Here is a 19,822-nt window from a genome sequence, read left to right on the forward strand (position 1 = left end):
AGATCATCCGAGCTCTGCCGTAATCCATCCGCCAGCAAATAAGAGTTATAACGCTGTAACTCTGCTTGGCTAAGCGCATCGGCGCTTTGCTTCAGTAAAATGGCCGAGTTTAATTAGTAGCAGTAAGGTAAAAGCCGCTAATGCACCCACCGTCAAAAACATACCTTTTACACTACGCATACAATCATCCCTATTAGCTAATCGCCCTGTATCAGCCTAGTACGATACGCCCGAATGCGCATGGCATTGTGGGCAGCTGTCGGCTAGATGCGGTAGCGCCGTAGTCATTATATTGAGTTAGATGGTGATGCTTTATGCTGAATAAACCGCCTAAGCCATCCTACTTGCTTGCTTAAAATACCCTAGCACAGGCAGATGACAGCCGCAGCTTACTCACACACTTTCCCATCCCCATAGCGTTCTGCCTTAAAATAGCTTTTTTTCTCTTACGCGACGCCGCCACGATGAAAATCGCCATTGCCCAGCTCAACCCTATTGTCGGCGACCTTGCCGGTAATACCACCAAGATTTTTGCTGCTGCCGCTCAGGCCAAAGCTGAGGGCGCGGATATTTTGCTGACCCCAGAGCTGGCGCTATGCGGCTATCCGCCAGAAGACTTATTGCTACGCCCAGCTTTTTTGGCGGAGTGCGCCACCGCCGTCGGCCGTTTTATTGATGAGCTAGATGGCATCACCTTGGTCTTGGGCTATCCGCGCGCCAGTGGTGGTGAGCGCTTTAATAGTGCCATCGTGATTCGGGATGGCAATGTACTTGGCCGCTACGACAAACTGCTGCTACCTAATGACCAAGTCTTTGACGAAGTACGCTACTTCTCGCCAGGCTATTCGCCCTTGGTATTTGAGCAAGAAGGCGTGCAGATTGGCCTCGCCATTTGTGAAGATATCTGGGACGTAGAACCGGCTTCTGCTGCGGATGACGAAGGTGCAGAGCTTTTATTAATTTTGAATGCTTCCCCATACAATCAAGCCAAGCAATCCACCCGCCGAGAAGTGGTGGGCCAGCGCGTGGAAGAAACGGGCATGGCGATGGTGTATTGCAATATGGTGGGCGGCCAAGACGAGCTGATTTTTGACGGCCAATCCTTTGCACTGGATAAATTTGGTGAGCTGGTAGCCCAATTACCAGCGTTTAAGGAAGAGCTCGCCTTTATTGATTACCAACAAGGCAATCTGAAGCCCGCTGCCATTACTGCAGATTTAAGCGATGAAGCCAGCAGCTATCAGGCGCTGGTACTCGGCGTGCAAGATTATATTGGCAAAAATAAATTCCCAGGCATCTTGCTGGGTTTATCCGGCGGGATTGATTCAGCGCTCACGCTGGCGATTGCTGTGGACGCACTGGGTGCAGATAAAGTGCACGCCGTGATGATGCCATCACGTTATACCGCGGATATCAGCGTGGACGATTCGCGCGAAATGATTAAAATCTTGGGCTGCAAATATTCAGAAATCGAAATTTGGCCGATTTATGAAGCCTTTATGTATGCCTTGAGCGATGAATTTGAGGGCCAAGCTGCGGACACCACCGAAGAAAACCTGCAAGCGCGCGCACGCGGCACCTTGCTAATGGCTTTATCCAATAAATCCGGCAAACTGGTCCTCACTACCGGCAATAAATCAGAAATGACCACCGGCTACGCCACTCTTTACGGCGATATGGCAGGCGGCTTTGCGGTGCTAAAAGACGTGGCAAAAACGCTAGTTTATCGCCTATCTAGCTGGCGCAATACCCAAGGCATGGTGATTCCAGAGCGAATCATTACTCGCCCACCTTCTGCGGAACTTCGCCCAGATCAAACCGACCAAGACTCATTGCCTCCCTACGAAACGCTGGATGCAATCTTGCAAGCCTATGTGGAAGAAAACCTCAGCCGCGCAGAGATTATCGCCAAGGGTTTTGCCAAGGCCGATGTAGATCGCGTGGTGCATTTGCTGACCATCAATGAATACAAACGTCGACAAGCACCGGTAGGCCCCCGCATTACCCACCGCGCATTTGGCAAAGACTGGCGCATGCCCATTACCAACCGTTTTTCGATGTAAAAAACCCAGGGCACGGCATGCCGTGCCCCAACAAACTTCACTCTGGATGACCCATGCTTAAGCTAGACCGCTACACGCGTATTGCCAGTTATTTCATAATTGGGTTATTTCTACTTATCGTCATGTTGAATCACCTACTTCCCGCCTTACTCGTTGGCCTACTCGTTTATGAGTTGGTTGCCCAAGCCGCCCAAGCCCCTTTTATTTGCCGCCTGCCCCCAAACGTGCCAAACCTGTTGCCCTAGTTATCTTTTCCGCCTTTATTATCTTACTGCTGGTCTTACTGGGCTTTAGCTTAGCCTCCGTATTCCATGGCGAATCGGCATCCATGCCCAGCATTATGCGTAAATCAGGCGAAATTGCCGAAGCCTTGCATCATGAGCTAGCTAACTGGCTACCCGCTTGGATGCTAGAAAGCCTGCCACAAGATGTAACGGCGTGGAAAACCGCTTTTTACGAATGGTCAGATAAGCACATCGCCCAATTGCAGCAAATTGGTGCCCGCACCAGCCATACGCTGGCGCAAATGCTGATCGCTATGGTGATTGGGGCCATGCTGTCCTTACACCACAACAACCAAGATAAAGCCCCCTTGCTCGATGCCCTACAAAGCCGCTGCGCCCGCTTGGCTCATTCCTTTAAGCAAATCGTCTTTGCCCAAGTACGCATTTCTGCACTTAATACATTTTTCACCTTGATCTACTTGGCCATTGTTTTACCTTCCTGCGGCGTTTCGCTGCCGCTTACCAAGACATTAATTGTCATTACCTTTTTAGCGGGCTTACTGCCTGTGATTGGTAATCTGATTTCTAACACTGCCATTGTGGCCGTTAGCATGAGCGTTTCCGCCTCGGTAGCGGCAGGTTCATTAGCGTTTTTAGTGATCATTCATAAGTTTGAGTATTTTTTAAATGCGCGCATTGTGGGTGGACGTATCCATGCTTTTGCTTGGGAGCTACTTCTAGCCATGCTATTGATGGAAGCCATATTTGGCCTGCCAGGCCTTGTGGCTGCGCCCATTTTCTACGCCTATTTAAAGAACGAATTAAAAGAAGCACAATTGATTTAAGCCCTCCATATCGCTAGGGTCTGTTGACGTTTCATTCGCAATTGCGCTGAGCTGGGAAACAAACGTCAACGGAGTCTAGGCAAAGCGGCGCAAAAATCTGCCGTATCTTTAATAAGCATCCCTAAATTCATGCGCTGCCAGAGATTGATGACCATCATCCGGTCGGACTATTACGCCACCATGAAGTCATCAAATACTTTGGCTGCCCTTTTACCCACAAGCTTTACGGGAACAAGCCTTGCAAAACACTTATGGATTGCGCCCCACTGATTGTGGAGCGCTCCACCGGCCTGCAAAAGCTATTCCAATTAGTCACCGCAGGCCATTACTGAATTACAAATCCGCGCCGCACGCCAATCCACTGACCTTATTGCCAGGCAATGTGTCCATTCAATAATATATGAAAGTGCGACTTACAGAGCAGCGCCCGAAGCCATATAACGATGTATACGGCTATGCCCGTGGCGATAGCATGATTCGGATGTTGGGAGAATTACTACTTGGCATTGCCGGCCCACAGCTTGATTTTATGGGCCATATTGGCGGCGATGACTTTATGGTGCTGTTTCGCTCCCCATACTGGAAAAACCGCTGCCAGCGCTGACTCAAATAATTTGAGCAAAGGGTAAAAAGCTTGTTTAAGCCTGAATACGTTTTAGAAAAGACTATAGCAGTGAGGATCGCCGTGGTGTGGTGCAGAATTTCCCACTCAGCAGCCTATCTATTGGGGTAATTGAAGCACGGCAAGATCGCTACCTTACCCACCACGAAGTTGCTGCTGCTGCCACCCACGCCAAGCATCTAGCCAAAAGCAAACAGGGAAACAGCTTGTTTGTAGAGCAGCGCAAAGTAGAGCATTCAAGCGCAGGGCTCTCGCTTTAAGCGGGGAGTTAGCCAAAGAAAAGCGCCCTCTATACCTTATCAGACAAAAAACCTAAAGACCAATCCACGCCATATTCTGCATTCGCTAAATCAAGCAGAGGCTGCAAACTCGTTAGCAGAGCAGGTAGATGTGGCGCAACCTCGGCTTGCTGACCCTTATGCAGCATCAATAAAGCATCTGCTAGCGATAATACCGGCAGCCGGTTTACATTCTCATCCGGCATTAAAATACGATCAGAGCCAATAGAGCCATACAGCCTTGTCGTGGCCTTATTAAACAAAGCAGGAGCCGAATGAGTATCGTCATGCCAAGAGTTTGCCACCGCCACACTAGCGGTCACCGTTAAACGCTCATCCCGATAATTAATTCTTGCTGCGGCCACGCCTTGCCTTAAGCGATCGGCCATAACTCGTACTTCTGATAAAGATGTGCCAGGCGCCACAATCGCAAACTGTGGCCCGCCCACATGTGCCAAGGTGTCTTCTCGGCGCAATTTTGCTGCCAATAGCTTAGCCAACAAACTCAACATTTGACTTGCTAAGCGCTCACCGAGCTTTTGCTTTAGTGGCTGATAATGATCGATCTCTAATAAGAGTAAAGTGACTTCAGAATTATGCCGTAGCGCATAGGCCATAGATTGCTCCATTTGCAACATCAGCAAATTCGAGCTAGAAACCCCTGTCGTGCTATCCCGAGCGATTTCCTGCGCTTTTTCCGTCCGAGCGATGACTAGCTCTTGCTGAACTGCGGCCAATTGAATATTAGCCGCAACACGTGCTAGCATTTCAGTTTTATCAGTTGATTTTGTAATGAAATCTGTGGCACCACATTCAACACATTTTTGCTTGGTGGCGTCGTCTTCTTCGCCCGAGATAATAATCACGGGCAACAAATACAACCGACCATCACCAGCGCTACGCACACGGGCCAATAAACCCAAGCCATCGAGCTCCGGCATGGTTAAATCAGAAATGAGTACCTGAATGCTTTCATCGTCTAAAAGACGCTGCCATCCCGCCTCACCATCAGCCTCTTCGATGACATCGTAAGCAATGCCAAGGTGCTTTTTGATTGTTGCGCGCACAATACGAGAATCATCCACGACAAGAATGCGCGGCAAAGGAAAGTGTTCTGAATCCACTAGCGACATCTAATCAGACCTATCTTACATCGTTGATAGAATTTAGCATAAACGCATACGCTCTGCCGATATACGGTAAAACCTTCCACCTTAAACCCTATAAGATTCAGGCTAGACCACAAGGAGCGGGCATTATGAACATAAATTTGCAGCTTCAGCTGAGCATCGCCCCACTAACATACTTTGAAGCGAAATGTTGCCTTCGCAGCTTGGCACGTGAAGGCATTGTAACCCTATGGAATGAGCAGCGCTCTTTAAGTCGTGACACCTGCCTATTAAACCTTAGCGCTGAATACATCAGCTCTGATAGCCCTCTATGGCTTTGCGAGCGTCTCGCGGCAGCCATCTGGAAAGAAGCTGGGCGTTTTGTACGCCTTACTAGCTTAGTAACGAGCGACAACGAAACCGAACATTTATTTATTTTTGAAGAAGTAGATTACCAGCGCTTAATGCCCGCATTTAGGCTAAGAATGCCGCCATTACGCCGATAATTTAAGGCACAGACAAACAAAAACCCCAGCCGAGGCTGGGGTTTTCTTCACTCGAACATCTACAGAATTAGGCCATAGCCTTGATTGCTGCAGACAGACGGCTCTTATGACGAGCTGCCTTGTTCTTGTGGAAGATTTCTTTATCAGCGATACGATCGATGATGCTGACGGACTGTTGGAAGACAGTCTGAGCCGCAGCTTTATCACCTGCTTCCACAGCCTTCAGCACCTTTTTGATCGCGGTGCGGAAAGCGGAACGCTGGCTGGTATTGTGCTGGCGGGCTTTCTCAGCCTGACGTGCACGCTTGCGAGCTTGGGCACTGTTAGCCATGTTTTGAAACTCCTGAGACGGGCTTGCCCAAAAAGCGGGCTAATTCGGAAACCGGCGATGATAGCCCCACTTTTAGATTCTGGCAAGCACTTCTAACCAGCGAGCATCAACAAAGCACCACACGCAAAAAAAACGCCTCATTTTCTAGTAAACTCCACCAGCATTCGCATAGCTTGCAACACAGATAAGATCCAGCCTTATAATTACGCCCTCACTACTCAAACCCTCCGGTATGAACCTTCTTAAAGCACTGGCCGCAGTTAGCTCCATGACGCTAGTTTCACGCATATTAGGTTTTGTGCGCGACACCATTATTGCCCATGTATTTGGTGCAGGCGCTGCCACCGACGTCTTTTTTACCGCCTTTAAACTGCCCAATATGCTGAGGCGTATTTTTGCTGAAGGTGCATTTTCACAAGCCTTTGTCCCTACACTGGCAGAATATAAAACACGTAAAGGCGAACAAGAAACCAAAGAATTTGTCGCTAAAATTGCTGGTGTGCTGACATTGGTTTTAGTTTTAATCACCTTGCTCGGTGTTTTAGCAGCACCTGCGATTATTTATTTTTCTGCGGCAGGTTTTGCCAAAAACCCAGATAAATTCAATCTAGCGGTCGAGCTACTCCGCTATATGTTTCCCTATATTTTGCTGATTTCTCTATCGTCCTTGGTCGGCAGTATTCTCAATACCTATAACCGTTTTTCTGTTCCTGCCTTTGTCCCCACGCTTTTAAATATTTCATTTATTGCCTGCGCACTGTGGCTGGCCCCGTTGATGGATCGGCCCATTTTTGCGCTTGCGATCGCCGTTCTGATTGGTGGTGTGGCCCAACTTTGCTATCAGCTGCCACATCTAGCCAAGCTGGGGATGCTGATGTGGCCCAAGCTAGATTTAAAAGATGAAGGGGTATGGCGAGTCATCAAGCAAATGGGCCCGGCTATTTTTGGTGTATCGGTGGCGCAAATCAGCTTGATTATTAATTCTAACCTCGCTTCTTTCTTGGCTTCAGGCAGTGTTTCATGGATTTACTATGCAGACCGGCTGATGGAATTCCCAACTGGCGTGCTTGGCGTTGCGCTAGGGACGATTCTACTGCCCAGCCTAGCCCGCAGCCATGCTAGCGGCGATCAAGTCAGCTACGATCGTTTATTGGATTGGGGCTTGCGTCTATGCATCATGCTTTGCCTGCCCGCCACGGTGGCTTTAGCCATCCTTGCCGAGCCTCTGGTGCTTACCCTATTCCAAGGCGGCAAGTTTTCTATGCACGATGCCTTAATGACCCAGCAGGCGCTGGTGGGCTATAGCGTGGGTTTAATTGGGCTGATCCTGATTAAAATCCTCGCTCCTGCATTTTATGCAAGGCAGGAAATTAAAACCGTGGTGCGTATCGGCATCATCACGCTCTTCGTCACACTAGCGATCAACCTAATCTTCTTGTATACCCTGCCTTTTAAGCACGCAGGGCTCACGCTGGGGATGAGCTTAGGTGCATGCCTGAATGCAGGCTTGCTATACCGCACGCTGCGTTTACGAGGCTATTACACGCCACAAGCCGCATGGAAGGGCTTTATGCTGCGCATCCTATGCGGCGTAATCGCCATGAGCGCCCTGCTACTCGTGCTATTGCACTTTATGCCGGCTTTTGCCGAAATGAGTAAGCTGGTCCGAGTTGGCTGGCTCAGTATTTTGGTGGTCGCAGGTGCAGGGACTTACTTTGCATCGCTCTTTGCCTTGGGCTTTAGACCCAAAGACTTCTCACGCAAGGCGATTACGGATTAGTAAATCATCGTTAGGCGGATTTACCCTCCCCTTGCTCGCCACCAGCTCATTTCACGTTAAACAGAGATATCAATGAAGCTGCTAAGAAAAATCATTGTGGGCATGATGTTTGGATTTATTTGTCATGTTTCTTGGGCTGCGGATGGATTTGACCTGCTGCGAGAAGAGAAGATAGGCAATCTACGGATTGATCTTCCTGAGAAAGAAGTCAAAAAAGCCATCAGCTGCAAGGAAATACGAGGGGCAGATAAATTATGGGGGGCAGATGGGGCCTATCATCAGGAGTGGGCCTATGCCGATTGTGGTATTATCCTTGATATGGTTTCAGATAAAAAACGAGGCGCAAAAAAAGTTGCCGCAATTACCTTAATTGCCCCTAGTACTTTAAGCACCCAGCGGGGCATCCGCATTGGCAGCTCCACTCAAGAGGTGATGAAGGCCTACAAACCTTTTTGGAATGAAGAGGAGAGTGACTCCAATCAGTTTGTAGCAGGTAGCATCTATGGTGGGCTAATTTTTACCCATAAAAAAAAGAAAGTAAGCGGCATTTTTCTTGGAGCAGCGGCTGAATAAGGGGACTTACCGTGACTGCCGAGCCCCTACGATTTTCAGCAATAAAAAACCCACGAATCGATTCGTGGGTTTTTTATTGGGCCAAGCAGCCTGTCGGACTTAAGACTGATCTACTGCGGAAAAGCCGGATTTGGCCATATTCAACGCATTTTTTCGTTGAATAGCCAGAGCCAGCTATTCGCCTCAAAAATCCGTTAAATCTGCCTCAAACCGGGCTTTCCCTCGCTACGATCGCTTAAGTCCGACAGGCTGCAAGGCTAAATTACAAAACTTTAGCAATCGCATCCGCTACGTAATCGATATTTTTAGTATTAAGTGCAGCCAAACAAATACGCCCAGTCGATACCGCGTAAATACCGTATTCGTCTTTCAACACTTCAACTTGCGCCGCTGTCAGGCCGGTATAGGAGAACATACCGCGCTGAGCCGCTACAAAGCTAAAGTCTTGCGCTACGCCGCGCTCAGCCAGTTTTGCAACCAAGCTGGTACGCATGGCGCGGATGCGATCACGCATACCGGCTAATTCGTCTTCCCATTGCTGGCGTAGTTCTGGGCTCGCCAATACCGCCGCCACTACCGCGCCACCATGGATCGGTGGATTGGAATAATTAGTACGAATCACACGTTTCAGTTGGCTCAGCACACGAGCAGCCTCTTCACGACTTTCTGTCACGATAGACAAAGCGCCTACGCGCTCGCCATACATCGAGAAGCTTTTAGAAAATGAGCTGGAAACAAAGAATTGCAGACCAGAAGCAGAGAACAAACGCACTGCAATGGCATCTTCCTCAATGCCATCGGCAAAACCTTGGTAAGCCATATCTAGGAACGGTACTAAATGACGTTCACGGCAGGCGTCTACGACTTCGGCCCACTGCGCATCACTCATGTCCGCGCCAGTTGGATTGTGGCAGCAAGCATGCAGCACCACGATAGAGCCTGCAGGCATACTTAACAGAGCGGCCTTCATGCCCACAAAATTAACACCACGAGTCGCTACATCGTAATACGCGTAGTTTTCAACTTTGAACCCCGCCGATTCAAACAAAGCGCGATGGTTTTCCCAGCTTGGATCGCTGATATAAACACTGGCATTGGCATCTAAGCGTTTGAGCAAATCAGCGCCAATTTTCAGAGCACCAGTACCGCCCAAAGCTTCTGCCGTGACCACTCGGCCCGATGCGACTAACTCACTTGTCGCACCAAATACCAAATCCTGCACCGCTTTATTGTATAAACCAAGGCCTTCAATCGCTTGGTAGCCACGTGGTGGCTGTGCATCCATATGGGTTTTTTCTGCCGCTTTTACCGCAGCCAGCAATGGGATTTTGCCATTGTCATCGTAATACACACCCACACCTAAATTAACCTTACCAGCGCGTGTATCGGCATTAAAGGCTTCATTCAGACCCAAAATAGGGTCGCGGGGGGCCATTTCTACTGCGGCAAAAATCGAGGATGTCATCCGAGGCTCCAAAAAGTAATAGGGAAGGCTGGCTTGTAATTGGCATAAAAGCACAAATTCACAGTGGCTAATTTTAGCATGCTGAGCTTAAACACGGCCCTTTCCTTGTAAGCTAAACGCTTAAACAAACAAAGGAGCCCTGATCCAGCTGACTATCGGTAATGATGCGCACCTAATAGCTGGCGGCTTATCTCTAGTTAAGGGTTAATGGCTCAACCAACTTCACCACCTGGCGCACACCCGATACGCGACTAGCCGCACGTGCAGCAGAGTCTGCAATCTCGGGTTTGCTCACTCCCATCAGGTAAACCACGCTGCGCTCAGTAATCACCTGCAAGTGCAACGCATCAGCATCATTTGCATCGGTCAGCAAGGCGCTTTTAACCCGTGCCGTGAGTTGCGTATCATAAAGACGATTTGCAGCGGTAGAAGGTGTTGTAACCACGATTTCATTGTGGATTTTGCGAACTTTCGCTTGCCGCTGGGCAATCTCGTACGCCTTTGCTTTGGCGGCTTCATCTGGCACTTCGCCAGTTAACAAAATCACGCCGTTAAAAGCACTGACGTTGATATGCGCTTTGTCTTTCCACGTATCAATTAAATCACTACTAATTTGTGAGCTTAAGTCAAAATCAGTTTTGATAATTTCAGATTTACGCGGATCCGAGCCAACCATTGCACCCACCGCCACACCACCAACCAGTAAAATAGGCACGCAAGCAGATAAAGACGCTGCCAGCCCCATTGCGAGTAGTGCGTTTTTTAGCCGCATCATTCGCCACCTAGCAGCATATAGTCCACCGTATCGCATAAGGCATGAATCATGGTGATGTGTACTTCCTGAATCCTGGCGGTGCGCTGTACCGGCACACACAAATGCACATCATCGCCAGATAAGATCTCGCCAATTTGCCCACCATCGCGCCCAGTAAAAGCAATCACATTCATTTGCCTATCATGAGCTGCGTGAATGGCGGAAATCACATTGGCCGAATTACCCGATGTAGAAATCGCAATCAGCAAATCACCTGGGCGCCCTAGTGCATGCACTTGCTTAGAGAAAACCAAGTCATAGTCGTAATCATTGGCAATCGCAGTAATTGCGGAGGTATCTGTCGATAAAGCCACCGCAGCCAAACCCGGACGCTCACGCTCAAAACGCCCGACCATTTCAGCAGCAAAATGCTGAGCATCGGCGGCTGAGCCCCCATTACCGCAGGTTAAAATTTTCCCATCGGAGATAAAGGTTTGCACCATTTTCTCTGCGCCAATTCGAATACCGGGGGAGAGCAATTCCATCGCCATTTGTTTGGCGTCGATACTATCTAGAAAATGCTGTCGAATACGTTGTGCTAAATCCATTTTTATCCCTCAGTGGCGTCTATACAGTTTTTGAGCCAGTTGATTGTTTCCCCTTCAATGCAAATTGCATCAAAGCGGCAAAGTGGCAAAGGAGAAACTTTTAATAGGTAATATTGAGCCGTTGCTCGCAGTTTAGCGCGTTTTGCTGGGCCTATGCTGGCAGCCGCTCCGCCAAAGCGCGTATTACGGCGCTGCCGTACTTCTACAAATACTAAGGTGTTACCGTCTTTAGCGACTATGTCAATTTCACCACGTTTGCATTGCCAATTACGTGCAATGATTTTTAAGCCCTGCTGCTGCAAGAAAATCACCGCCGTATTTTCAGCAGCAAGCCCTAGAGTATTCATGGAGCAGGATTAACTGCTGGGCGATCATCGCCACTATTAAAGCTATTAAGCACCAGCTCCCGTTCTATTAACCCTCCGCTTCCCATACTGATATGCCCGCTTAACCCATCAAAATTAATTTCTGCTTTGCTGCTTAATAAAATAGCCAGCTTCCAAGCATCCACCCCCAGTGCAAATAATCTTTCCACATCGTTGGATGGGGATCGGATGCGATTCAGCAAGGCATACTCGCTATTATCAGGTTGTAAAATCCAAGGCGTTTCTAAATAACGAATACCACTCATATCCACCATCGCCATTTTACTTAAATTGCCAGGGTTAATTTGGCTCGTGGCAAAAACGGGACGCTCATTCCCTATAAAAGGCCGAGACAGGCGTGTTTGTCGTGCATTGGCGGCAAAAAACACTGAATCATGCTCGCCATCTTTTAATTGATTACGCAAATCCTGCGCTTGGCTACGTGCGTCTTTCAGCATAAAAACCTTAGGCAGCACGCTATTTATTTCTTTCCAAGAATCCACAAAGCCCTGCACCATCCTAGCGGATAGCGGGCTATCACCTTGCAATACCAAGGGCATGCGCAAGCCCTCATCAAACATCTGCCTAGCCGCTTGCTGTGCCTCTTGCTCTATAGAGAGAGAAAAACTATAGAGGTGGGCGCGGCGCAAAGTGCGTTCATCAAATGAATTTAAAGCAATCACCGGAATATCAAAATCACCAATATCCGCTAAGTAATTAATCGAAGGCTTAGTTAAAGGCCCAATCACTGCGAGCGCTCCTTGATCGTGCAGGCGCTGAAACTGCTCAAATACCTCCGCCGGCACATCATCGGTATCAAAAACTTTAACCACAGGCAATTCAGCATTTCCGTTGGCCGTCGCTGCAGCCAAGACCCCAGCCTTAATCGCATCTACAGCTGGACGCATCACCTTACTTTTGCCTGGTAATAAAACCGCGATAAAGCCAGCCCCCTCCAAGGGCTTGGTTTGCACACTTGTGTTTACGGGCACACCTTTTTGCTCAACAGCGCTCACCACAGCAGTAGCAATCGAATACGTTGGTTTATTCTCTGCATGAGGTACAACAGGAGCAGCTGCGCAGCCAGCTATGGCAGTTAAGAGAAGAGCACCGTATAGTACGGCTCCTAGCGCACTGCGCCATTCCGAAGCAAAAAGGAGAGCCTTGGCGTGCATACCGAATCCATTCCTATTATTAAGTCCGCATTATATGTGGTCGCAACCCCTATCGGTAACCTTAACGACATGACGCCTCGCGCCATTGCTGCCTTAAAAGGTGCCGATGTGATCGCAGCGGAAGATACCCGAGTCACTGGGCAGTTACTTAAACACTTTAATATTTCAACGCCGATGGTGTCTTTGCATGAGCACAATGAACACAGCATGGCTGAAAAACTCATCGCCCGCATGCTTGCGGGTGAAACAATTGCGCAAGTATCCGATGCAGGAACCCCCGCAGTATCAGATCCTGGCGCACTGCTCGCCGCAGCAGCCCATGCCGCAGGATGCAAGATCATTCCTGTACCAGGTGCCTCAGCATTGACTACCGCTCTTTCTGCTAGTGGCTTTGTATCCCCACACGCCTTGTTTTATGGTTTCTTACCGCCAAAAACTAAACAGCGTTGTGATGCACTGGCGGAGCTTAAAGAACAAAGCTTCATCACTGTATTCTATGAAGCCCCGCACCGTATCGTTGATTGTTTAGCCGATATGGCCGCAGTGTTTGGCCCAGAACGTGAAGCCGTACTTTGCCGTGAAATCACCAAAACCTTCGAAACTATCCGACGCCTACCACTGGGCGAACTCGCAGCATGGGTGGCCAGCGATAGTAATCAAGAACGTGGTGAATCTGTGATTGTGGTGAATGCCGCCCCAAAAGCAGAAAAAGCAAATGGCGCAGATTATGACAAAATATTACTCCCTCTAATTGCCGAGCTACCGCTCAAACAAGCAGTTGCCCTAGCAGTATCCATTAGCGGGGCACCTAAAAATGCCCTCTATGAACGTGCATTAGAGCTAAAAAACAGCGCAAAAGGCAAGGAACCTTCGGCTTAAACACAGGGCTTGCTGACTCATTCATCTATTTACCGCTTTTTTTATTCAGCATTGGCGAATGCAGCAGCAAGATTGATATAAAAAATAATCTTTTATATCAATACACTATGTAATACCCTAGAAAACAAAATCTACTTTTTGTAAATAACGCTTGCCAGCGGAAAAGTGTTCCTACATAATTCGACTCCTGCACTGAACGAGCCCGGGTGGCGAAATTGGTAGACGCAAGGGACTCAAAATCCCTCGCCGCAAGGTGTGTCGGTTCGAGTCCGACCCCGGGCACCACTCGTTAAGTACATGATAAATTAAGGATTTCAAGGCTTAGCCTGAAATCCTTTTTTTTCATCTATTGCATGCCTCACTCCTCCCTTATAACACATAGCAATACCCCGCCACCCTCAACACAATTAGCTATACTAGCCATTTTGAAGGAGAACTATTTTGCAACTCGAACACCTTGTCGCGGTTAACGATCCATCCAACGATTTAGTTCTAACTCGCGCCGAGCTTTGGAAAGGGCTATTAATACGCGCCGAATGCCCCGACATCTTTATGTCGCACGTCGACCACGTTGAAATCATTGAGCGCAGCGCTGTACATCTACTGCGAACAATGATTATCGGCGCAATGCATATCCAAGATCGCATCCACTTAGTGCACGAACAGCACATCCGCTACGATACCGAGCCCAATGAGCAACATGGCGGCGGCACACTACTGATGCTGATCGAAGAGCCTGAAACCGACATGCTATTTGTGCGCTTTCATTACCAGACACCTCAAGATGATCAAGGCGAAGAAGCGGAATATACAAAATTTTTGAAAGCTGCATGGCAGCAAAATGATGTAGAAACCATTAAGAAAATTCGCGAATTGGCTACTGAAGGTTTGCTAGCGGTAAAACATTAAGCACCGAAGACTACGCCAGAGTGCGACCAAGGCGAGCCCAACACCTTGGCTGCTAAACGCTTCTGCGCAGCTACAAACCAAGCACAAGCGCTTAAAGATTGGTGAAATCAATTTCACCAACATGGTTAAAGACATAATCTGGTTTATAAGGGAACTGCTCAATCATTCCCATAGTTGATACGCCAGAAAGCACTAAGGCGGTTTTCATTCCAGCCTCCATCCCACCAACAATATCCGTATCCATCCGATCGCCCACCATCAAGGTGTCTTCTGGGTGTACGCCCAATTTACGCGTTGCAAGTGTCATCATTAGTGCATTAGGCTTGCCGACAATATATGGCTTCTTACCGGTCGCCGCCGAAATCGCCGCCAAGATAGTCCCAGCGGCAGGCTCACTCCCTCCTTCCACCGGATCAATCATATCTGGATTGGTACCAATAAATTTGGCACCGCCATCAATAAAGCGCACTGCTTTTTTCATTTGTTCAAAATTAAAGCTACTTGATTTGGCGACAACAACATAATCAGGCTTACTTTCTGAAATAGAAAACCCAACATTATAAAGCTCATTAATCAAGCCACCTCCACCAATAATAAATACCGTGGCACGCTCTTTCTGGCTACGTAAAAACATAGCTGTCGCCATAGCGCTAGTAATGAAATTACCCTCAGTTAAGCCATGAATACCCATCGCTTCTAGTTTTAATTTTAAATCGAGAGACGTTTGCTCTGCATTATTCGTTAAAAACAGAAAGGGCAATTGAGTACTTAATAAACGCTGAACAAACTCATTGGCGCCTGGAATGAGTTGCTTACCACGATAAATCACACCATCCATATCAGAAATAATGCTCTTAATCATCTTTATCTCCCTATTTAACAGCGACTTCATCGTAACAGCATCCAACTTGTCATGTCCCAACTTAGCGTAATAGAGCTGTAGTCATCATTATTTTTCTCCGCCATAACGCCAGTAAATAGTGGCGACTAAGCTCAACATAAATCAGTAATACTATTGTAATTTATCCTACAGAAACAATCAGCTAAGTGCTTTAAACTCGTAAATACTGCCATGTTAATCTAAGCCCACTTTTTCAACAGCAAGGCTAGGTATAATCACGCCTCCATATAATTCAAACCGATATCAATATGCCCCAAAGCCATCACACTCAAGACCAAACAGCTAATCCTGCTCCACTAGGGCTACTCGGCTTTGGTATGACCACCGTGTTACTGAATTTACACAACGCAGGCGCCATTGAGCTTAGCGCCATGATATTAGCCATGGGGATATTCTATGGAGGCATTGCTCAGGTTATTGCAGGGATTTTAGAATGGAAGAAAGGCAATACGTTTGGTACCGTTGCCTTTACCTCTTACGGCATGTTCTGGCTCACGCTAGTTGCCCTACTGATACTTCCTAAGCTAGGGCTTGCAGAGTCCGCTTCAGTCAATAGCATGACCGCCTACCTAACCATGTGGGGAATCTTTACCGCATTTCTTTTTATTGGCACGCTTAAGTTAAATAAAGCCACACAATTTATTTTTGGCTCGCTCACCATTCTTTTTGCTCTCTTAGCCGTTGGCGACTACACAGGCAGCGCCACCATTAAACAAATAGCGGGAATCGAAGGAATTGTTTGCGGCGCATCGGCCATTTATGCAGCGATGGCCCAAATATTAAATGAAATGTACGGAAAAACTATAATGCCTTTAGGTGAAGTAGGCTGCTAATTATGGACACCTTCAATTGAGATAAAATCTTCTCTGGAGGTAAGTCATGGCCAGTAGTTACACCACTGCATTTCGTGCAGAAGCCGTTAAATTAGTACTCGAACAACACTTGAATGTGCCGCAAGCGATGCCCAAACAGACGCTGGATAAGTGGGTCAAATTGGCACAGCAAGGCAAGCTAGCGGGCCTGGATCAACATCGCGTTCAGCCTGTCGACGAGCTCAGCGCCGAGGTCGCCAGGCTCAAACGAGAACTGGCCGAAAGCAAAATGGAGTGCGCTTTTTTAAAAAAGGCCGCCACGTACTTTGCCAAGGAATTCACGCTAAGTACGCGTTCATGAAACAGCAAAGAAAGCAGTATCCGATTTCACAAATGGCACAATGGCTTGGCCTGTCGCGCAGCGGATTTTATAACTGGCTACAGTCCAAATCAGCACCAAAGCAGGCGCATCGCCTGCTGCTGGAAGTCAAAATACGTGCAGCACATGCGCACGGCAGAATGACTTATGGGCCACGACGTTTACAGAAAGAGCTTGCGGCTGATGAGGTACAAATTGGCTTGAGTCAATTGCGCTATTTGAGGCGCAGACTGGGTTTGCGCTGCATTCAAGCGAAGAAATTCAAGGCGACGACCCATTCAAATCATAGCTTGCCAGTGAAAGAGAATTTACTCGGGCAATGTTTCGAACCGGTCAAGCCGAATGAAATGTGGGTGAGCGATATTAGTTACAGTACGCCCAGCCAGCGTAGCCTGCATTGATTGGGGTGATGCTGCTTGAGCATGTTTGGAATGCAGTATCCCAGCAAGTCGTTGATGTTGCGCTGGGGAATGCCCTTCTTCTGCTACAAGGGGAAGTGAGCCGAAGCGGCGGTGACCTGCTGACACTGGCAGGGTGACGAAGTCCGTGGGAAACGGGGTTTGCGGCGAAGCGGTTACGCCAAGATGAACCTCTAGGCTGAGCATGGGACGGTTGAGGAACACGTACCTATTAAACCGCATCTGAGGATTGAAATGTCACCACGGCCTACACCGTTTAACAGGCTGGATTTGGATTGGTATCAGTGACATATATCCACTGATGCCGCGATTGTAGCCAGAAATGTAGACTGGTCTGTATGGAGTCATGGGGAGTGTGTAGCTAGACCATGGCATCTAAATCGACTTGCGGAAAGCAAGGATAAAGACTGCGATAGGCAACCTCACCCATGCGTTGAGTCCAGCATGTGAACTGGGGAAGGCTTGCACAAATGCCAAGGGAGTGTGCCCCCGATGATGTGCGAGTTGGCGGAGCCTCCGTAGTAGTCCGAAACTGGGAAAGCCAGTTACATGGCGAAGGGAGGCAGTTTAAGTGGTTTGCTGGGTCGACTAACTGACCACAATAAGGTGAAGACCTTTGATAATCAGTGAAATGCAAAGCAAGCTGGCAATATGGTCTTCAAAGGATAAAGAACGCAAGTTCGATCGTCTGCTGAGGCTCATTGCTGAACCGGTCTGGCTACGCGAAGCTGCTCACACTACGCTGGCGTCAAGTGGAGCAAAGACACCGGGAATCGATGGTGTCACTCGGGTTTATATGGAAAATCATCTCCAGCATGAACTTGAAACCTTACGCACCGAGCTACTTGCTGGCACGTTTCAGCCACAAGCCGCCCGTCGTGTGTAAATTCCAAAAAGCAATGGCAAGATGAGGCCTTTGGGCATCCCTTGCCTGCGTGATCGGATTGTACAGCGTGCCATTTTGATGGTGATGGAGCCGATATGGGAAAGTGATTTCCATACCGTTTCATACGGATTCAGAAAAGCGCGCAGCGTACATCACGCCATTCGCACGGTGAAATTACAGCTACAGGATGGGGGAGAACAAAGCACAGCTGGGCGCTGGATTATTGAAGGCAATCTGGCCAGCTACTTCGATACCATTCACCATCGATTACTGCTTAAAGCAATGCGCAAGCGTATCGCAGACCCGCGTTTACTGGCTATGGAAGTTCATCAAAGCGGGCTGTGTAGATCGCGGTTTATTTCGGGCGGCAAGTGAAGGCGTACCGCAAGGTGGGGTTATTTCACCTTTGTTATCAAACATCATGCTGCATGAGTTTGATACTTGGATGGAAGCGAAATACCTTAACAAGAAAGTACGTAAAGATCGTTGGGCATGGAACTTTGGCATACAAAACCAGCGCCCATTGCGGTACGGGAGCAGCGCCAGTGGAAACCGGCAATATCTTATTGTCGATATGCTGATGATTTTGTTGTGATTGTCAAAGGCAGCAAAGCGCAAGCTGAAACTGCGCGCGCAGACTGCCGAGCATTTCTTGAAGATCAGCTTAAATTGACGCTGAATCTTGAGAAAACCCACATTCCGCATGTTAACGATGGCTTTGTGTTTCTGGGGCATCGAATCATTCGTAAGCGTGGCGCGCGCGGTCAGATGCGGGTGGTGAGTACAATTCCATGGGATAAATATCGGCGCTTTACCGAGAAGTTGGTAAAGCAACTGTCGAGTAATTACAGCACGAATCGAATGGATATGCTGGCGAGTCTTAACCGACACCTCACTGGGTGGGCAAACTTTCACCAATACACCGACTTTACTGCCACTTTATTCAGCAAGTTAGATCGCGCCATCTTCTGGAAGTTTGGCTATTGGCTGGCGCGTAAATACCGACGCGGCTTTAGATCGCTCATGCGAGATTATGTTAAATCGCCAGCAAACGGTGTCGCTAAAACTTGGTTGATTGGAGGGCAAAACACTCATGGCTAGTATGGAGCCCTCACACTCCGGCGGCTGATTACAAGCCGGAAGAGTCGGTTCAAATGGCGAACCTTGACTGAAAATCCATTCATATTGCACGACGAGCCGATCAGCACCATGGAGTCGAGGTATGGTGAGGTTGCCTTTGCGATGAGCAGCACTTAGATGAAGAGCCGGATGCATTGAAAGGTGCAAGTCCGGTTCGGAGAGGAGAGACGGGGAAATAGTACGACTACGCCCCGTCTCTTACTCCACTTCCGACCACAGAAGGCTGGCTTTATTTGGCTGGAATCAAGGATGTGTTTACTTGTGAAATCGTCGGTTATGCGATGGGTAGTCGAATGACAAAAGAGTTGGTGAGTGCCTCATTGAAGCTGGCCTTGGCGCAAAAGCGACCTAAGGAAGGATTGATTTTACATTCGGATCGAGGGAGCCAGGCAAGTGGCATTGGCGGGCTTGCGGGGGTCTATGTCACGCAAAGGGAACTGCTATGACAATGCGCCAATGGAAAGTGGGCTCATTGAAGAATGAATTGGTTCATCACCGTAGCTACAAAACACGAGTGGAAGCGCAGGAGGAAATCACCGAATATATTGAAATTTTTTACAACCGAATTCGCCGTCATTCACGTTTGAACGATGAAGAGCCAGCAGTATTTGCCAAGCAATTTGAGCTAGCAAATCAGGAATAAACCCAAAGCGTGGTGTCCGTGATTGACGCAGCCCTCGGTATTGCGACTCAGCCTTGGCAGCGAGTTTGCGAACCCAAGCGCGAATGGTGTGGTAATCCCCCCACAAAACCAGCTCATTTTTAAGTAGAATTTTCTCGTAGTCTTTGAGGAGCTCTA

25 protein-coding genes, 1 tRNA gene and 1 pseudogene are annotated in these 19,822 nt (G+C 48.3%); 19 read left to right on the plus strand and 8 right to left on the minus strand.

The genetic code is table 11. From position 1 onward, the window contains the following. Window positions 1-464: 464 nt before the first annotated feature. The 5 genes from C1H71_RS06085 to C1H71_RS06100 all read left to right on the plus strand — a co-directional run bounded on the left by C1H71_RS06085 (window position 465) and on the right by C1H71_RS06100 (window position 4,014). Window positions 465-2,063 carry an NAD+ synthase gene (locus C1H71_RS06085; RefSeq protein ID WP_130105777.1) on the plus strand — a complete coding sequence of 533 codons (1,599 nt, stop codon included), beginning with the start codon at window positions 465-467 and terminating at the stop codon, window positions 2,061-2,063. A gap of 53 nt (window positions 2,064-2,116) precedes the next feature. Beyond that, window positions 2,117-2,308 (plus strand): hypothetical protein, encoded by a 192-nt coding sequence (locus tag C1H71_RS21310; protein WP_262488400.1) that lies wholly within the window; start codon window positions 2,117-2,119, stop codon window positions 2,306-2,308. Then, on the plus strand, window positions 2,269-3,132 hold the full coding sequence (locus C1H71_RS06090; protein ID WP_262488401.1) for an AI-2E family transporter: 864 nt from the start codon (window positions 2,269-2,271) through the stop codon (window positions 3,130-3,132). The genes C1H71_RS21310 and C1H71_RS06090 overlap by 40 nt, the downstream gene beginning before the upstream one ends. A 400-nt stretch (window positions 3,133-3,532) precedes the next feature. Then, on the plus strand, window positions 3,533-3,736 hold the full coding sequence (locus C1H71_RS06095; RefSeq protein WP_130105778.1) for a diguanylate cyclase: 204 nt from the start codon (window positions 3,533-3,535) through the stop codon (window positions 3,734-3,736). Window positions 3,737-3,822: 86 nt separating this feature from the next. Beyond that, window positions 3,823-4,014: a hypothetical protein gene (locus C1H71_RS06100; RefSeq protein WP_130105779.1), complete on the plus strand. Its 192-nt coding sequence runs from the start codon at window positions 3,823-3,825 to the stop codon at window positions 4,012-4,014. A gap of 29 nt (window positions 4,015-4,043) precedes the next feature. On the opposite strand, the gene C1H71_RS06105 is transcribed toward C1H71_RS06100, so the two are convergent. Further along, entirely contained in the window at window positions 4,044-5,156 is a 1,113-nt protein-coding gene (locus C1H71_RS06105) for a diguanylate cyclase (RefSeq protein ID WP_188053617.1), read from the minus strand. A gap of 134 nt (window positions 5,157-5,290) precedes the next feature. On the opposite strand from C1H71_RS06105, the gene C1H71_RS06110 reads away from it, so the two are divergent. After that, window positions 5,291-5,647 (plus strand): hypothetical protein, encoded by a 357-nt coding sequence (locus C1H71_RS06110; protein ID WP_130105781.1) that lies wholly within the window; start codon window positions 5,291-5,293, stop codon window positions 5,645-5,647. Between the two features lie 67 nt (window positions 5,648-5,714). On the opposite strand, the gene rpsT is transcribed toward C1H71_RS06110, so the two are convergent. Beyond that, a complete protein-coding gene (gene rpsT / locus C1H71_RS06115; RefSeq protein ID WP_099398629.1) occupies window positions 5,715-5,978 on the minus strand; it encodes a 30S ribosomal protein S20 in 264 nt (87 codons plus the stop codon). 232 nt (window positions 5,979-6,210) lie between these two features. On the opposite strand from rpsT, the gene murJ reads away from it, so the two are divergent. Both murJ and C1H71_RS06125 read left to right on the plus strand, forming a co-directional pair. Further along, window positions 6,211-7,758, plus strand: coding sequence for a murein biosynthesis integral membrane protein MurJ (murJ, locus tag C1H71_RS06120; RefSeq protein WP_130105782.1), 1,548 nt, complete (start codon window positions 6,211-6,213; stop codon window positions 7,756-7,758). A gap of 72 nt (window positions 7,759-7,830) precedes the next feature. Continuing rightward, the gene (locus tag C1H71_RS06125) at window positions 7,831-8,331 is read left to right on the plus strand and encodes a hypothetical protein (RefSeq protein ID WP_130105783.1); all 501 of its coding nucleotides are present in this window, start codon (window positions 7,831-7,833) and stop codon (window positions 8,329-8,331) included. A gap of 262 nt (window positions 8,332-8,593) precedes the next feature. Here the strand turns inward: C1H71_RS06125 and C1H71_RS06130 are convergent, their stop codons facing one another. The 5 genes from C1H71_RS06130 to C1H71_RS06150 form a co-directional block, all read right to left on the minus strand. Beyond that, window positions 8,594-9,796, minus strand: a complete 1,203-nt coding sequence (locus C1H71_RS06130; RefSeq protein ID WP_130105784.1) for an amino acid aminotransferase — start codon at window positions 9,794-9,796, stop codon at window positions 8,594-8,596. Window positions 9,797-9,989: 193 nt separating this feature from the next. Next, window positions 9,990-10,571 carry a BON domain-containing protein gene (locus C1H71_RS06135; protein ID WP_188053619.1) on the minus strand — a complete coding sequence of 194 codons (582 nt, stop codon included), beginning with the start codon at window positions 10,569-10,571 and terminating at the stop codon, window positions 9,990-9,992. Then, the gene (locus C1H71_RS06140; RefSeq protein ID WP_130105786.1) at window positions 10,568-11,158 is read right to left on the minus strand and encodes a phosphoheptose isomerase; all 591 of its coding nucleotides are present in this window, start codon (window positions 11,156-11,158) and stop codon (window positions 10,568-10,570) included. Before C1H71_RS06140 ends, C1H71_RS06135 begins: the two co-directional genes overlap by 4 nt. A 2-nt stretch (window positions 11,159-11,160) precedes the next feature. Continuing rightward, window positions 11,161-11,505 carry a YraN family protein gene (locus C1H71_RS06145; protein WP_130105787.1) on the minus strand — a complete coding sequence of 115 codons (345 nt, stop codon included), beginning with the start codon at window positions 11,503-11,505 and terminating at the stop codon, window positions 11,161-11,163. Beyond that, complete coding sequence (locus C1H71_RS06150; protein WP_130105788.1) at window positions 11,502-12,698, minus strand: penicillin-binding protein activator; 1,197 nt, start codon at window positions 12,696-12,698, stop codon at window positions 11,502-11,504. Before C1H71_RS06150 ends, C1H71_RS06145 begins: the two co-directional genes overlap by 4 nt. Between C1H71_RS06150 and rsmI the strand changes: the two genes are divergently transcribed. The 3 genes from rsmI to C1H71_RS06165 all read left to right on the plus strand — a co-directional run bounded on the left by rsmI (window position 12,693) and on the right by C1H71_RS06165 (window position 14,486). Then, on the plus strand, window positions 12,693-13,577 hold the full coding sequence (gene rsmI, locus C1H71_RS06155) for a 16S rRNA (cytidine(1402)-2'-O)-methyltransferase (RefSeq protein WP_262488402.1): 885 nt from the start codon (window positions 12,693-12,695) through the stop codon (window positions 13,575-13,577). The two genes, C1H71_RS06150 and rsmI, sit on opposite strands and share 6 nt — an antisense overlap. 200 nt (window positions 13,578-13,777) lie before the next feature. Next, window positions 13,778-13,862: transfer RNA gene (locus tag C1H71_RS06160), tRNA-Leu, on the plus strand. Window positions 13,863-14,018: 156 nt separating this feature from the next. Continuing rightward, a complete protein-coding gene (locus tag C1H71_RS06165) occupies window positions 14,019-14,486 on the plus strand; it encodes an AtaL-like protein (RefSeq protein WP_188053621.1) in 468 nt (155 codons plus the stop codon). 91 nt (window positions 14,487-14,577) lie between these two features. On the opposite strand, the gene C1H71_RS06170 is transcribed toward C1H71_RS06165, so the two are convergent. Continuing rightward, window positions 14,578-15,348 (minus strand): HAD-IIA family hydrolase, encoded by a 771-nt coding sequence (locus C1H71_RS06170; protein ID WP_262488403.1) that lies wholly within the window; start codon window positions 15,346-15,348, stop codon window positions 14,578-14,580. A 287-nt stretch (window positions 15,349-15,635) separates the two neighbouring features. On the opposite strand from C1H71_RS06170, the gene C1H71_RS06175 reads away from it, so the two are divergent. The 8 genes and pseudogenes from C1H71_RS06175 to C1H71_RS21335 all read left to right on the plus strand — a co-directional run. Continuing rightward, window positions 15,636-16,220: an acetate uptake transporter gene (locus C1H71_RS06175; RefSeq protein WP_130105790.1), complete on the plus strand. Its 585-nt coding sequence runs from the start codon at window positions 15,636-15,638 to the stop codon at window positions 16,218-16,220. Window positions 16,221-16,266: 46 nt separating this feature from the next. Beyond that, window positions 16,267-16,560 carry a transposase gene (locus C1H71_RS06180; RefSeq protein WP_130105791.1) on the plus strand — a complete coding sequence of 98 codons (294 nt, stop codon included), beginning with the start codon at window positions 16,267-16,269 and terminating at the stop codon, window positions 16,558-16,560. Further along, window positions 16,557-16,979 carry an IS3 family transposase gene (locus C1H71_RS06185; RefSeq protein ID WP_130105792.1) on the plus strand — a complete coding sequence of 141 codons (423 nt, stop codon included), beginning with the start codon at window positions 16,557-16,559 and terminating at the stop codon, window positions 16,977-16,979. Before C1H71_RS06180 ends, C1H71_RS06185 begins: the two co-directional genes overlap by 4 nt. Window positions 16,980-16,987: 8 nt before the next feature. Beyond that, window positions 16,988-17,116 carry a hypothetical protein gene (locus C1H71_RS21315; RefSeq protein WP_262488282.1) on the plus strand — a complete coding sequence of 43 codons (129 nt, stop codon included), beginning with the start codon at window positions 16,988-16,990 and terminating at the stop codon, window positions 17,114-17,116. Window positions 17,117-17,613: 497 nt separating this feature from the next. Further along, the gene (locus tag C1H71_RS21320) at window positions 17,614-17,883 is read left to right on the plus strand and encodes a hypothetical protein (protein WP_262488281.1); all 270 of its coding nucleotides are present in this window, start codon (window positions 17,614-17,616) and stop codon (window positions 17,881-17,883) included. After that, window positions 17,884-18,258, plus strand: coding sequence for a reverse transcriptase/maturase family protein (locus C1H71_RS21325; protein ID WP_262488444.1), 375 nt, complete (start codon window positions 17,884-17,886; stop codon window positions 18,256-18,258). A 117-nt stretch (window positions 18,259-18,375) separates the two neighbouring features. Next, window positions 18,376-18,984 (plus strand): reverse transcriptase domain-containing protein, encoded by a 609-nt coding sequence (locus C1H71_RS21330; RefSeq protein WP_262488280.1) that lies wholly within the window; start codon window positions 18,376-18,378, stop codon window positions 18,982-18,984. Window positions 18,985-19,208: 224 nt separating this feature from the next. Next, window positions 19,209-19,666 (plus strand): annotated as a pseudogene (locus C1H71_RS21335) (DDE-type integrase/transposase/recombinase); the annotation flags it as partial. Between the last annotated feature and the right edge of the window lie 156 nt (window positions 19,667-19,822).

The organism is Iodobacter fluviatilis (genome assembly GCF_004194535.1).
In the GTDB taxonomy this organism is placed as follows: domain Bacteria; phylum Pseudomonadota; class Gammaproteobacteria; order Burkholderiales; family Chitinibacteraceae; genus Iodobacter; species Iodobacter fluviatilis_A.